Raw genomic sequence first — 12,871 nt, 5'->3', positions numbered from 1 at the left:
GTTGCAGGGGATGGTTATAATGAATATTACGAAGCCAATTTTCAATCTGCTTATCAATAGTGAAGGCAGGGAAGTAATTTCTTTTTTTGCCTTTAAAGGATGGTGGGCAAATGATTTAGAGAGTTTTAATTTACAAACACCATCCCGCAAATTTATTGAGATAATAGAGGATGCAGAATTGTTTGCAATCTCCAAGATGACTTTGAACAGATGTTTATAGATATTCCAAAATTTGAACGTTATTGGCGGATTGTTGGCGTCAACAGCTATCTGGCTCATATCAAAAGGATAGAGGAATTTCAGGAGCTTCCTGCAAACAGTCGATATGAAAAACTAATCAAACAATTCCCTGATATAGAAAACCGAATAAAGCAAAAACACATTGCTTCCTATTTAGGGATTGCACCGGAATCATTAAGCGCTATCAAAAAACTTCTAAAAAATTGATTTCTTAAGATTTCTTATTGGTACTGTTTTTCAGTTGATCTAATTTTGAATCATTGTTAACGGGGATTTGCTTAATCCTTATAAATTAAATACGATGAATAGATTATTAGACAAAGTCGCCATTATCACTGGAGCAGCCAGTGGAATGGGTGCTGTAGAGGCAAAGATGCTTGCAAAGGAAGGGGCTACGGTTTTTCTAACTGATATCCATGAAGAAAACCTGAAGACAGTTACCAATGAAATTAATGCTTCAGGAGGTCATGCCTACTATAAGGTACATGATGTAAGTAATGAAGAACAATGGAATTCCGTAGTAGAAGAAGTCATCCGAGTCGCTGGAAAAATTGATATTCTAGTCAATAATGCTGCTATCTTGGGTGACCTGAGTTCTCCTATGGAAGAGAGAACCGTTGAAGAATTTAATAAGGTTCTCCATATAAATCTCACAAGCCATTTCATCGGAATGAAATCAGTGGTTCCATTGATGAAAAAAGCCAAGGGAGGATCTATTGTTAATATTTCTTCGATCGGTGGAATTGTAGGATCTGCTGGCGGTACGGCTTATACCGCTTCCAAAGGAGGGGTCAGACTGTTATCAAAAGGAGCCGCTATTGAATTGGCGCCTTTTAATATTCGTGTCAATTCTCTGCATCCTGGGTTTGTGGATACCGAGATGAATAAAAATATGCCCAACTACGAAGATTTCAAACGTATGGCTATTGATGGAACACCATTAAACAGAGGAGGAAAAGAAGAGGAAATTGCTTACGGTGTTATTTTCCTGGCTTCTGATGAATCTTCCTTTATGACAGGGACTGAATTGATTATTGATGGCGGAAATACTGCTGTATAATAATTCTTGTCCCGATATCATTTGTCAAACAAGTAAATTACAATCCTAAATTTATTATTGGTTCATATAAAATTGCTTCAAAATAGGAGGCTACAAAATGGTCGTATAACAAAAATGCATTTCCTAATACATTTTTGTTATACTTATTCTGGAAAAATCAAAACAAAACTCCTTATGCCCTTATATATTTATAAGTAGTAATAGCCTATTTTCGGGTTGACATACAGTATTTTATATGGGAGGGATATCAAATTAAAAATCAAAAAAAGGATGATAGAAAAACAATTAAACTCAACAGAAGAAACAACTAATGCTTTAAACCGTCACCTCGACGCATGGCGTTCAGGAGATATCGATAAGGTTATGGAAGACTGGAGTGATGATGGAGTGTTGATCAACAGTTCAGGTATAGTGGTAGGTAAAAGTATTAATTAAAAAAAATTACTAACTCTCCTTAAAATGATATCTTTGCTGCCAAACTATACTATTAGCAATATATGGCCTCAATAGAACTGTCTAAAAATTTAAACAAACAAAAATAATAAGATAACAATTTCACATTTAAAACTTTGATTAAATAAAGGCTTTAAAAACAATTTTTATTTATTTCAATGTGATAGCAAATATACACTAAATCTGCAATTTTGTAAATAATAACATAATACTTCGAAAACTTAAATCACAATACATATCATAAAAGAGGCAAATATTTTATATTGGCAATTTTATTCAATGAAATTAAAGCATTTTTTTAAGACTTAATAGTTTTGAACTAACAGGAAAAATCAGCCCTCTGGTGAAAATACTTGCAACATTAATTTTAAAAATAGTTTCGAAATGAATTCAAGAAAAATAGATAGAAAAGACTTTTTACATTTAGGAGGAAAATTATCTCTCGGAGCCTTAATAGCTCCTGCATTATTAACCGGATGTTTATCTGATTCAAAAGAAAAAGAAAGAAAGATAATAAAGATCTCTGGAAATGCAAATACCAAATACATTCTAAAGAATGGAATAGTGTATAGCCAGGATGTTAAAGTTGGAAATTTTAGAAAAGCTGATATTTTAATAGAAGGTAAAATTATCAAAGAAATCAAACCTGATATAGAGCAAGGTGAGGACACATATGTAATTGATGCAAGTGAGTATATAATAATGCCGGGTTTTGTTGATACTCACCATCATCAGTATGAAACCGCTATTAGAGGATACTTAGCCGAGGCTCTTCTTGTCAATGATAAAAAGCCAGATAACCCATTTACATATCTAGATGTTTTAATTAAAAAATTGACACCTGTATTTCGTCCTGAGGATATTTATACTGCTGTACTGCTATCATCATTAAATCAGATCGATTGTGGAGTTACAACTGTTTTAGATACTTCTCAAGTAGTTCACTCGATGGAACATTTTGAAGCCTTGATGCATGGCTTGAAAGATGGTGGGAGGCGAGCACTTGTAGCCTTTTCAACAGGTTCTGGTGAGTCTACTCCTTTCCCCCGAAAGCTCAACGATATACAAAAGATGTACTTTTCTTCGACAGACCAGCTTCTTACTATGGCTATGGGAGCTGAACTTTTTCCTGGAGATTTTAAGAATCATTGGGGTATGGCAAGAGATATTGGTGTGCCAATTGTATCACATATTGTTGGAAATTTAGGATCTGCTCCTGCCTTTGAAAATATAGTAAAGGAAAATCTTTTGGGAAAAGATAATATATTAATTCATTGTACTGGATTGAATGATAAAATGTGGGAAAGTATTGCAAAATCAGGAGCCGCTATTTCTCTTGCTGTTCCTATTGAGCTAAGTATGAGACATGGGACTCCCCCTATTATGCAGGCACTAAAACATGGCGTCCAACCCTCTCTAAGCAGTGATGTAGAAGTTACAATGACTTCCGACTTTTTCACTCAAATGAGATCTGTCTATACATTACAACGGGGTTTAGTTAATGCACAAGTACTTTCAGGTATAGATTGTCAACAAGACCTTATTACATGTAATGATGTTGTCAGGTATGCAACATTAGAAGGGGCAAAGGCAACACATCTTGAACATAAAATTGGAAGTCTTACACCCGGTAAGGAAGCTGATATTATAATGCTACGAACAAGGGATCTAAATGTGATGCCAATTAATAGTGTAAGTGGCACAGTCGTTACCCTGATGGAGAGAACAAATGTAGATACGGTTATCATTGCTGGAAAAATCCGTAAATACCAAGGGAAAATGCTAGGCATTGATACGCAGGTATTGCACTCAAAAATTACTGAATCTAGAGATTATCTATTTGCAAAGGCTGGGTTAGAAAATCATTTTTTCTAAATAAATATACTCCTTTACTTTTTTTATTTTATGAAAGAAGTCCAATTGATCTACATAAAAAAAGGCTAATTCTCCGAATTATTGATATAAGCATGTTCCATATTTTCAATAAAAATATTTTTAAATTCTTATATTTTAACTAAAATAGAGGTATAAAGTGAATTTTATGCCGAGTACTTATCCACATAAACATGGATATATATAATCAAAAAAAATGAAAAAGTAGGTTCTGCTAGTAGAGTAAAGTATCAATAGCTCCTTTACAAAAATGACTTAACTTATGGTATAAATTTTTAAAATTTCATCCATGAATAAACAGCAACACCACGTCAAGACTCGCAAAGTTTGACTTAAAATCTACTTAGAATCGGGGTGTTTGATAAAGGAGGCTTTACGTTTTTGGAATTGCAAGATCAACACTTCATCGTTGGATAAAAAGATATAAAGAAGAAGGAAAATAAGGACTGTGAGATAAGTCAAGACGTCCTAAAGCCCTTACCAATACCAAAGTTACAAAAGAAACTGGATCAATCATCCTTGATTTAAGAGAGAAAAAAAGATGGGGAACTGCAAAAATTTCAACCCATCTGCTTCGAAAAGTAATTATGCTTTCCGCAATGACTGTTTGGCGGGTATTCTTTAAATACAAAGTTAACCGTAGTCAAAAGGCGTAAAAAATCTGATTACAAAGATACAGAAGAGAAATTTCTTGGGATGGGGCACAGATTGATGATACTAACTGTAGATCGTCAGCAAAAAGTGGACATTTGATATTAAAAAGTTAAGGAGTGTTTTCATAAAAAGAGTAATTTTAATACATGACCTTTGCTTAAAACTTCAAATTTATTTATTATGAACAATCAAGACAATTTCCTGAAATTGTTATTATTTTTAACAATAACTACCATGCCATGTCTGAACTCATGTACCACAGAAAATACATATAAACAAGAAGACATAATTTTCCCAGATGACCAGGATGATAAAGAAATTAACTTGGCTATAGTAGCCTATAATATTTACAACAATAATATTTATTTTAACAAATCTTTCTCGATACCAGATAATGCGCCGATGTATATAAAAAAAGAAATCTGGGAGAAAGAACAAAAAGCAATTGATGAACATAAGAAAAAATTTAAATTATTTACAGACATTATTCCCGAAGAATTTCGAAAAGAAATTACACAACTCACCTTTTTTTACCCTGAAGAAGGATCTAATGTATATGCTTATATTGGCGCTCGGAAAAAAAACTCTTTAAACCAGTTCTCTTTGGGACTTGCCTACGATGTAGAGAGGGGTAAAACGCAAATTCCTTCTTTTTCAGCACCGGATTATAAGCACAATACTTTGGGGTATGACATGACCACTTATGCTATGATTCATGAATTTGGACATTACATCACAAAAAACAAGACACAAGAGTACTTGTATTATTTTCCAGAAAGTGACAGCTATGGAAGTACTTATAAAGAAGGTTCATTTATAAAGCAAATCGTTAATATTTCATGGGAAAAAGTTTCAGAGTTACCAACAGACATATTGATGAATCCAAGCAAAATTTTTAATTCTCTACCAGGAGATTTTGTTAGTGCTTATGCATGTTCTTCAATGGATGAGGATGGAGCAGAAACATTTACTCATTTTGTGCTATTAAATGATAAACCTGAGGCTACAGATGGGAAAAATAAAAAAATACTTCTTTTTTATAAAGATCCCGAAATGATGAAAATAAGAACAGGAATCAGACAAAATATGCAAAAATTAGGAATCGTACCAGGTATACCTAATATGTAATTAAAATTTAAGCGAGGTAAAATAGTATTGCTCATCTTTGAAAATTATTAAATGGAAATGTGACTTAAAGTCATATGAATTTTAGTGGTCAGTCGATTAAAGTTTAAAGATGATGATAAGATATTCAATAATACTCATCCCACAAAAATTTTGCAAATTGCACCTAATTAACATCAATAATTGAATAAGGTATTGTAAACTTACCTAAAAATGTATCCATTTAAAGATAGAGTTTTTTTAATCAAAAACTCTATCTTTAAATATGAAAAAGAGTATGTATTCAGAGAATCAGGTTTTTGGGTTCTCAAAGAACAAGTGTCATAGAAATATGCCGTGAACATGGCTTACTCAAGGTACTTTTTATCGTTTGAAGAGTAAATATTCAGGTTTGGAAGGTTCTGATATTCAAAGACTTTGAAATCTGGAGTCCGAAAATTCTAAGCTTAAGAAACTTTATACAGAAGGTTGTTTAAATATTGAAGCTTTAAAAAATGTTCTGTCAAAAAGCGTAAAGCCTTCTGGACAGTGTAAAATTGTTAACTTTATCCGTGAAAAATATAACGTAGTGAAGGGAAAAGTTGTTTGGCAATTGGTATAATCAAGCGGAGCTATCGTTATAAAAGTATGAAAAATGACGATGAATTAATTGAGGCTATGATAAGACTTTCCTTTTCATGAGGCCATCCCACTATGGAATATAAAAAAGCCCTGAAGAATTACCCCCCGGGATATTAACAATTTAGTAGTATTATAGTTTATCTCGAAACAATTATTTTCTGATTATAATCAATTGAATTACTGCTGATTTTCACCATGTAAACACCATTCAACAGTGTATTAACACTCACTGTATTCTGCTTATTAAGATTAATCTTCTCTGAAGAAACCAGTTTTCCTGTAAAATCATAAATAGAAACCGTAGTAATTCCTGAAAAATCTATTCCTGAAAGGTGTTGATGGTAAATTCTGTTTTCACCGGATTTGGATAGATGGATATCCTTTAGAGCTTGAAATAGCTTCATTTACTGCTAATACGCCACATTCTGCTGGGATAGTAAAATCCTCCACCTGATCATTTAAATCCAGAGCAGCATGATTGTTCCCAATACATATTACGTTAAGTCCTCCAGGAGCAGCATTTACTCCTAGCCCTCTCCTAGCAAAGTTCTCCAGATCGTACACTCCCGTTTTAGCTTGGTCTGCCGCTAGAATTGGTATCTTTATCCTATATGAAGATTGGATTACATGATTGAAGTTTAAGCCCATCCATTACAAGCTGTAATACTCTGACGCTTCCACTGTTCGGATCTTCCAATACATTATTTTTGTAGCCATATTATTCAACATACTTCCAATGAAGGTCCCAAAGTATTGATGCCCAAAACAAAACCAATACTGTGAGCATCCGAAACAGTATAGTCTGATAAATTTTTCTTCATCACGTTTGTTCTCCCATAGGTATAATTATTAACTGCGAAATCCGGAGAATAGCCCGTATATATTATCTCAATGAAAAAGGTAAAGAAATTACTTCTTTTTTTGCTTTTGAGGGATGGTGGGCAAATGATTTGGAGAGCTTTCATCTTCAGACTCCATCAAAAAAAAATATCGAAATAATAGAATATGCTGAACTATTTATAATTTCCAGAAAAGATTTTGAACAGAGTTTTACCGACATTCCTAAACTTGAACACTATTGGCGAATCGTTGGAATCAATAGTTATTTAGCTCATATAAAAAGATTGTAGGCATTTCAAGATTTACCTGCACAGGAACGTTATGAAGATCTAATTAAACGATTTCCCGATATCGAGATCAGAATAAAACAAAAACATATTGCTTCATATCTTGGTATTACACCTGAATCATTAAGTGTAATAAAAAGATTTATAAAGAAATAAATACTTAAGATTTCTTATTTGTATTCATTTTTCATCTCTTTAATTTCGACTTATCAGAAACAATTTTTTAATCTAAAATTAAATACAATGAACAGATTACTAGGAAAAGTTGCAATTATTACCGGAGCAGCCAGTGGAATGGGTGCTGTTGAAGCAAAATTAATTGCACAAGAAGGAGCTCAGGTTTTTCTCACTGACATAAATGAGGAAAAGCTTAAAGCGGTTAGCCAAGAAATCATAACTCTAGGGGGAAGTGCAGCTTACATGGTACATGATGTAAGTGATGAAAAACAATGGGGCTCAGTGATAAATGAGGTAATCAGGTTATATGGCAAAATCAATATTCTGGTTAATAATGCAGCAATTATAGGAGATATTGAAAGTCCGCTTGAAGAACGTAGTGTTAAGGAATTTAATAAAGTACTCAATATAAATCTTACAAGTCAATTTATAGGAATGAAATCCGTGATTCCTTTTATGAAAAAGGTAAAAGGCGGATCTATTATTAATATTTCTTCCATAGGTGGGATTGTAGGATCTGCTGGAGGTACTGGTTATACAGCATCGAAAGGAGGCTCCAGATTGTTATCAAAGGGAGCTGCTGTTGAACTAGCTCCATTTAATATCCGTGTTAACTCAGTACACCCAGGATTTGTAGACACTTCTATGAGTAAAAACATGCCAAATTACGAAGCATTCAAAAAAATGGCAGTAGAGGGAACACCACTAAGGAGAGGAGGAAAAGAAGAAGAAATTGCTTATGGAGTTATTTTTTTAGCATCTGACGAATCATCTTTTGTTACAGGTACAGAGTTAATCATTGATGGTGGAAATACAGCATTTTAATTAGTACTAAATTACTTAATATCAGATATTCTAAAAAAATAACATACAAAATTATTATGAAAGAAAAGAAAATAGATGTAGTACAGGAGATTACTTCTACAACAATAACTACAGAAGTATTAAATCGCCATCTTGATGCTTGGCGTGAGGGAAATATTGATAAGGTGATGGCAGATTGGAGCGATGATGGTGTATTAATAAACAGCTCCGGTATTGTCATAGGTAAACTAGCAATTCGTGAAGTTTATAAAAAGGTTTTTACGGAATATTTTCCTGATGATGTTCGAGCAACGGTAGATTTTAGTAAACAAAAAATTCATGGAGAGATTGCCTTTACTGAATGGGAAGGAGGTATTGCCAAATATGCTTCAGATACAATTATTGTAAGAGATGGTAAAAAAGTGGCCCATGTTTTTGCAGCAGATTACACGGCATAAATTAATGTATAACCTACTTTTATGTAATATAATATTCGTTTGCGATTTATTAAATACAAAATGATTTAGAAATAAAATAATATGAAAGATCAGTTAAATAGAAAAGAATTTTTAAAAGCAGCAGGAATTTTAGCTATAGGTGGGTTGGTCCTACCTTCATTACTAACAAGTTGTTCTTCCTCAGCGGATGAACAAGAAAATCAAGATACAGCACCAACAACTTCCGCACAAGAAACATCTAAGGTATTAAATCGTCATCTAAATGCGTGGCGGGAAGGAAATATTGATAAGGTTATGGCCGATTGGAGTGATAACGGTATACTAATAAATAGTTCTGGTATTTTTATAGGTAAACCAGCAATTCGTGAACTTTATAAAAAGGTTTTCACTGAATATTTTCCCGATGATATTCGAGCCATGGTAGATTTAAGTAAAAGCCAAATTCAGGGAGAGATTGCCTTTACTGAATGGAAAGGAGGTATTGCTAAATACGCTGCAGATGTAATTATCGTGCGAAACGGTAAAAAAGTAGCTCATACTTTCTCTGCTAATTATATATAAAATATTAATTCGCTGTTTAATTACTTAATGATTATATTGAGTAATTATCAAGATTAAAATAAACTCCTACTAATGAAAAATTTAAATGCAGAAATAGTTAGAAATTTTCTTCGTGATTATGGAGGTACAACATTATTTTCTAAATATTATTGCTGAAAATATTTTTCACAAATTTGATATTGAACACATATTTGGACAGGGGAGAATATATTGCTGTATTCGGAAGTATAGAAATAGAATCAAAAAAAACAAATCAAAAAGGACAATCTCCATTTTCAATTCGAATTCAAATTCAAAATGAAAAAAATAATTCTTTTTCATTTTTTAGAAGATACTATTGAAACTTATACTACATTCAAAACAGGTGGAAAGTGGAAAATTTCAAATGCAAATAGTGAGTTTGATATTTAACCTATTCTGATTGTCTTATTGTTATCTAATGATTATATTTTGACAAAAATTCATTGATTGTATTACTAAATGGACAACCAAATGGCGAGTTTCGTTTATTAAAAAGATATGATTTGCTTAAATGAATACATATCTTTAAGATATATACTGAAAAGGGAAAATTACTAAGAAAGTACTCAAGGAGTAATATGATCATTAAAACAGATTATATACAAAACCATCCCATGACAGTGTAAACACAAAAAATCGGAGTTCGTAAGGGCTCTGATTTTTTTTCACTTCTAATCTTATGCAAACAATAAAGTCACAAGATATAATTTTTGAACAATTTAAGATTAGCTAACAATTCAAAGACTTTATGATCAGGATATACTGTCAGAAAACGCTCCTGTAAGTTAACAAGAAAGGATTATTTACAAAATATTTTCCGGAAATTCAGGAGACATTATTTTACAGACAAAGAACTATGTTCCTATAACTACGGTAGAAGTATCTATAAAAAGGGGATTACTACGACTCAGCACTTACTTTCTATATATAATGGCTTTATTACGTTCTGGATGGAAAAGGAATATTTGGAGCTAATTTTACTCTACCTACTACTTTTCATTCATCGGCAAAGGTATTGAACCAGAATGGGCTAATTTGAAAAAAATCTCCGAAGAGGATTAAAGTATCCATTCTTTTCACACAGGCAAAAATAAAAAAATTAGACTCTCGTTTTTTGAACTTTAGTGAAATTTGGTAATGCATAAAGTAGTGATATTACATATTAGTTTTATAGTTTACTAATAATCCAATGCGTCTAGTATCATTTCTAATTTTTAACTTGTTCATTGTACAGAATTGAGAAATAACATATTTCGCTGTAAAAAATAACAACAGCATCAAGGTTGATACTGTTGTTAAATTATTTTAGCACATCATAATATTATTTTATTGAGACCAATTTAATTTAGAGGCTATAAAACCCAATGTTCCTTGGAACAATATACTAAGAGTAAATATAGGTCTCTTGGAAGTTTTTTTACAATAAGCAAAATGCTTAAAAGAATTAGTACTGTAATTATAATCTCCCATCATCTTTTGTATATTGTAACCACATCTTTTACCAAACTACGGCATCGGCCAGGTTACTCTTTTCCTGTGATGCTACTCCATATGCATATATCGCGAACGTCCATTTTTCTTTATCATCTTTTTTTAATACCCAAAGTTCTCTGAATATTGGAGACTTGACCTCCCCTGATTTGATTTCAGTAACAGAACCCGTTGTATCTACCGATCTTACGTACGCTAAATCACCCGCAACATACGCATCCATGATATTAATGATATTACCTTCATTAAACTTAATAACATTTACAAGCTCAGTGTATACTTTCTCTATATCCTTAAGTCCACTAATTGGTCTTTGATTTTCTGGAATTAGAACAGAATCTTCATTAAAAATTCTCATAATGTTGGAAAGCGAGCCTTCTTTGAGTGTACGATTGTATCCAGCAACGACTTGTATTACTTGTTCTACTTCAGGTGTCAATACAAACTTTGCTTCTTTCAAAATTGAATAATCCATTTTTATTTAAATTTTAAATTAATAATTTTTTTTAATTTGATCTGCAATATATTCAGCAGCCATAATTACTGTTGGGTTAGTGGCTACAGAAGGTACATCCGGTAGTATTGAAGCATCAGCTATATACAATCCATTGAGTCCATATACTTTCCCTTTATTATCAACAACAGCCTTTGGATCATTTTTACCTCCCATTGGTGCGGATGAAGTAATGTGCAAACAAGATTCTACATTTTTACGAATTAATACCTCTAGTTCCTCTGATGAAGAAGGAAGTAAATTACCATCGCAAAACATTACAGAGGTAATTTGGCCTTTGAGAGGTTTTTGTTCTAATATATTTATAACTTTTCTAATAGCCTCTACCATAATTTATATTCATTGTCCTTAGAAAGAAGATTTAGACTAACTCTAGGGGACGCTAAAATATCATTAGGATCAAGTTGTAGTTTCCCTCTGGACACAGGACGGCAACCACAGACTATAATGCCAAACGCTTTTCCTGTTGGTGATTTCGACAGGTCTGCAAAATGGTTAAAGCCCAAATAGTAATCAAGTTCATCACCTTCTGCATAACTAGATTGCTCCCAAACCTTTCCTCCAATAGGAGGAAAGGAATCTTCATCTCCATTAATATTAACCTTTAGGTAAATTTGAGGTTGATCCATTACAAATTGTCCAACGGGTAGATCAGCAATTACTGGAATTTTCAAAGATTCAAGTTGCTTCCTTGGACCGAGGCCAGAACGAAGCAAAATTCCACCGGTACCAATAGTGCCACAAGACAATATTATGTTCTTGGCAAATATTGTATTGCCATCGTTCAACACGACACCTTTCACACTTCCATTATCAAAGATAATTTTACTAACTGTGGTATTTCCTACAATATTTAAATTTGGTCTCTCACGTACCTTCTCAGCTAAATATGAAATTCCTGTATTTAATCGAATACCACGATTGATATTAATGGAATATATTCCCACTCCTTTTGGGAAAGGAATGTTTAAATCTTCTTGAAATGATATCCCGGTATTAATAGCTGCCTCTACAAAATCTTTAGCAGTGTTTGTAATTTCATCTATTTTAAGTAGATGGACAGATATTGGTCCGTTTCGTCCATGCCATTTATCATCACCAAAATCCGCTGTTTCAATTTTTTTATAATAAGGTAATACCTGAGAGAATTCCCATCCTTTTAACCCGTTTTTTGTCCAACGATCAAAATCAGATTTTGGTGCACGCAAAAATGCGGCAGCATTTATCGCTGCCCCCCTCCAAGTACTTTAGCTCTAAATAGACCTTTTGTAGGAATTTCAGAATTGATTTCCTTAGAAACATCCCAAACAGAATCCTTATCTCCTCCAACATATTTCGCTAAAGCAATTTGCTCAGGATACCCATTAGGCTTATACACCTCTCCAGCTTCGATCAATAATACAGAAATATCTTCTATTTCACTTAATCGACTAGCCATCACAGCACCTCTGTTCCACCGCCAATGATAATAGTATGATAGGATAATTGATTTTTTTTCATTTCAATTCTTATTTATTATTTTCAAAATTAGATCAGTAATTTGCAAATTGTCTTAATAAATATTAAGAAGAAAAATTAATTTTATTATTATACTATGCTTTTTGATGTAGATTTTGAAGTTTTATAAGTTAGATCGCTAATATTTAAAAAGAAGAGATAAAAAATAAATTAA

13 protein-coding genes and 2 pseudogenes are annotated in these 12,871 nt (G+C 32.6%); 9 read left to right on the top strand and 6 right to left on the bottom strand.

What is annotated here, in order from left to right:
- Positions 1-210: 210 nt before the first annotated feature.
- The 6 genes and pseudogenes from ACNFU2_RS19985 to ACNFU2_RS19960 all read left to right on the top strand — a co-directional run bounded on the left by ACNFU2_RS19985 (position 211) and on the right by ACNFU2_RS19960 (position 5,428).
- Positions 211-447: a hypothetical protein gene (locus tag ACNFU2_RS19985; protein ID WP_273651005.1), complete on the top strand. Its 237-nt coding sequence runs from the start codon at positions 211-213 to the stop codon at positions 445-447.
- A 94-nt stretch (positions 448-541) separates the two neighbouring features.
- Positions 542-1,300 carry an SDR family NAD(P)-dependent oxidoreductase gene (locus tag ACNFU2_RS19980; RefSeq protein WP_418122834.1) on the top strand — a complete coding sequence of 253 codons (759 nt, stop codon included), beginning with the start codon at positions 542-544 and terminating at the stop codon, positions 1,298-1,300.
- A gap of 270 nt (positions 1,301-1,570) precedes the next feature.
- Complete coding sequence (locus tag ACNFU2_RS19975) at positions 1,571-1,735, top strand: nuclear transport factor 2 family protein (protein WP_418122832.1); 165 nt, start codon at positions 1,571-1,573, stop codon at positions 1,733-1,735.
- 402 nt (positions 1,736-2,137) lie between these two features.
- Entirely contained in the window at positions 2,138-3,628 is a 1,491-nt protein-coding gene (locus ACNFU2_RS19970) for an amidohydrolase family protein (RefSeq protein WP_418122830.1), read from the top strand.
- Positions 3,629-4,026: 398 nt separating this feature from the next.
- A pseudogene (locus tag ACNFU2_RS19965) lies at positions 4,027-4,089 on the top strand (helix-turn-helix domain-containing protein); the annotation flags it as partial.
- A 391-nt stretch (positions 4,090-4,480) separates the two neighbouring features.
- On the top strand, positions 4,481-5,428 hold the full coding sequence (locus ACNFU2_RS19960; RefSeq protein ID WP_418122828.1) for a hypothetical protein: 948 nt from the start codon (positions 4,481-4,483) through the stop codon (positions 5,426-5,428).
- 755 nt (positions 5,429-6,183) lie between these two features.
- On the opposite strand, the gene ACNFU2_RS19955 is transcribed toward ACNFU2_RS19960, so the two are convergent.
- On the bottom strand, positions 6,184-6,450 hold the full coding sequence (locus ACNFU2_RS19955; protein ID WP_273651000.1) for a T9SS type A sorting domain-containing protein: 267 nt from the start codon (positions 6,448-6,450) through the stop codon (positions 6,184-6,186).
- 203 nt (positions 6,451-6,653) lie between these two features.
- Positions 6,654-6,749 (bottom strand): annotated as a pseudogene (locus ACNFU2_RS19950) (hypothetical protein); the annotation flags it as partial.
- Between the two features lie 667 nt (positions 6,750-7,416).
- Here ACNFU2_RS19950 and ACNFU2_RS19945 point away from each other — a divergent pair.
- The 3 genes from ACNFU2_RS19945 to ACNFU2_RS19935 all read left to right on the top strand — a co-directional run bounded on the left by ACNFU2_RS19945 (position 7,417) and on the right by ACNFU2_RS19935 (position 9,173).
- Positions 7,417-8,175: an SDR family NAD(P)-dependent oxidoreductase gene (locus ACNFU2_RS19945; RefSeq protein ID WP_418122826.1), complete on the top strand. Its 759-nt coding sequence runs from the start codon at positions 7,417-7,419 to the stop codon at positions 8,173-8,175.
- A gap of 56 nt (positions 8,176-8,231) precedes the next feature.
- Positions 8,232-8,612: a nuclear transport factor 2 family protein gene (locus ACNFU2_RS19940; protein ID WP_273650998.1), complete on the top strand. Its 381-nt coding sequence runs from the start codon at positions 8,232-8,234 to the stop codon at positions 8,610-8,612.
- An 81-nt stretch (positions 8,613-8,693) separates the two neighbouring features.
- On the top strand, positions 8,694-9,173 hold the full coding sequence (locus ACNFU2_RS19935; protein WP_418122823.1) for a nuclear transport factor 2 family protein: 480 nt from the start codon (positions 8,694-8,696) through the stop codon (positions 9,171-9,173).
- Positions 9,174-10,692: 1,519 nt separating this feature from the next.
- Here ACNFU2_RS19935 and ACNFU2_RS19930 read toward each other — a convergent pair.
- Genes ACNFU2_RS19930 through ACNFU2_RS19915 form a run of 4 tightly spaced genes read right to left on the bottom strand, consistent with a single transcriptional unit; the run spans position 10,693 to position 12,637 of the window.
- Positions 10,693-11,124: a YybH family protein gene (locus ACNFU2_RS19930; protein ID WP_273650996.1), complete on the bottom strand. Its 432-nt coding sequence runs from the start codon at positions 11,122-11,124 to the stop codon at positions 10,693-10,695.
- A gap of 54 nt (positions 11,125-11,178) precedes the next feature.
- Complete coding sequence (locus ACNFU2_RS19925) at positions 11,179-11,529, bottom strand: GMC family oxidoreductase (protein WP_418122821.1); 351 nt, start codon at positions 11,527-11,529, stop codon at positions 11,179-11,181.
- Positions 11,523-12,407 (bottom strand): GMC family oxidoreductase N-terminal domain-containing protein, encoded by an 885-nt coding sequence (locus ACNFU2_RS19920; protein ID WP_418122819.1) that lies wholly within the window; start codon positions 12,405-12,407, stop codon positions 11,523-11,525. Before ACNFU2_RS19920 ends, ACNFU2_RS19925 begins: the two co-directional genes overlap by 7 nt.
- A gap of 14 nt (positions 12,408-12,421) precedes the next feature.
- Positions 12,422-12,637, bottom strand: coding sequence for a hypothetical protein (locus ACNFU2_RS19915; RefSeq protein WP_418122817.1), 216 nt, complete (start codon positions 12,635-12,637; stop codon positions 12,422-12,424).
- Positions 12,638-12,871: the final 234 nt, after the last annotated feature.

Origin of the sequence: Chryseobacterium sp. PTM-20240506, assembly GCF_048296755.1 — a bacterium.
GTDB classification, from domain to species: domain Bacteria; phylum Bacteroidota; class Bacteroidia; order Flavobacteriales; family Weeksellaceae; genus Chryseobacterium; species Chryseobacterium proteolyticum.
The sequence above is the reverse complement of the archived record's forward strand: the minus strand, read 5'-3'. Positions and strand labels throughout refer to the sequence as shown.

Bases quoted from the DNA above. Each gene is read 5' to 3' on its own strand.
- ACNFU2_RS19985 (WP_273651005.1), top strand. From the start codon at position 211: ATGTTTATAGATATTCCAAAATTTGAACGTTATTGGCGGATTGTTGGC.
- ACNFU2_RS19980 (WP_418122834.1), top strand. From the start codon at position 542: ATGAATAGATTATTAGACAAAGTCGCCATTATCACTGGAGCAGCCAGT.
- ACNFU2_RS19975 (WP_418122832.1), top strand. From the start codon at position 1,571: ATGATAGAAAAACAATTAAACTCAACAGAAGAAACAACTAATGCTTTA.
- ACNFU2_RS19970 (WP_418122830.1), top strand. From the start codon at position 2,138: ATGAATTCAAGAAAAATAGATAGAAAAGACTTTTTACATTTAGGAGGA.
- ACNFU2_RS19960 (WP_418122828.1), top strand. From the start codon at position 4,481: ATGAACAATCAAGACAATTTCCTGAAATTGTTATTATTTTTAACAATA.
- ACNFU2_RS19955 (WP_273651000.1), bottom strand. From the start codon at position 6,450: ATGAAGCTATTTCAAGCTCTAAAGGATATCCATCTATCCAAATCCGGT.
- ACNFU2_RS19945 (WP_418122826.1), top strand. From the start codon at position 7,417: ATGAACAGATTACTAGGAAAAGTTGCAATTATTACCGGAGCAGCCAGT.
- ACNFU2_RS19940 (WP_273650998.1), top strand. From the start codon at position 8,232: ATGAAAGAAAAGAAAATAGATGTAGTACAGGAGATTACTTCTACAACA.
- ACNFU2_RS19935 (WP_418122823.1), top strand. From the start codon at position 8,694: ATGAAAGATCAGTTAAATAGAAAAGAATTTTTAAAAGCAGCAGGAATT.
- ACNFU2_RS19925 (WP_418122821.1), bottom strand. From the start codon at position 11,529: ATGGTAGAGGCTATTAGAAAAGTTATAAATATATTAGAACAAAAACCT.
- ACNFU2_RS19915 (WP_418122817.1), bottom strand. From the start codon at position 12,637: ATGGCTAGTCGATTAAGTGAAATAGAAGATATTTCTGTATTATTGATC.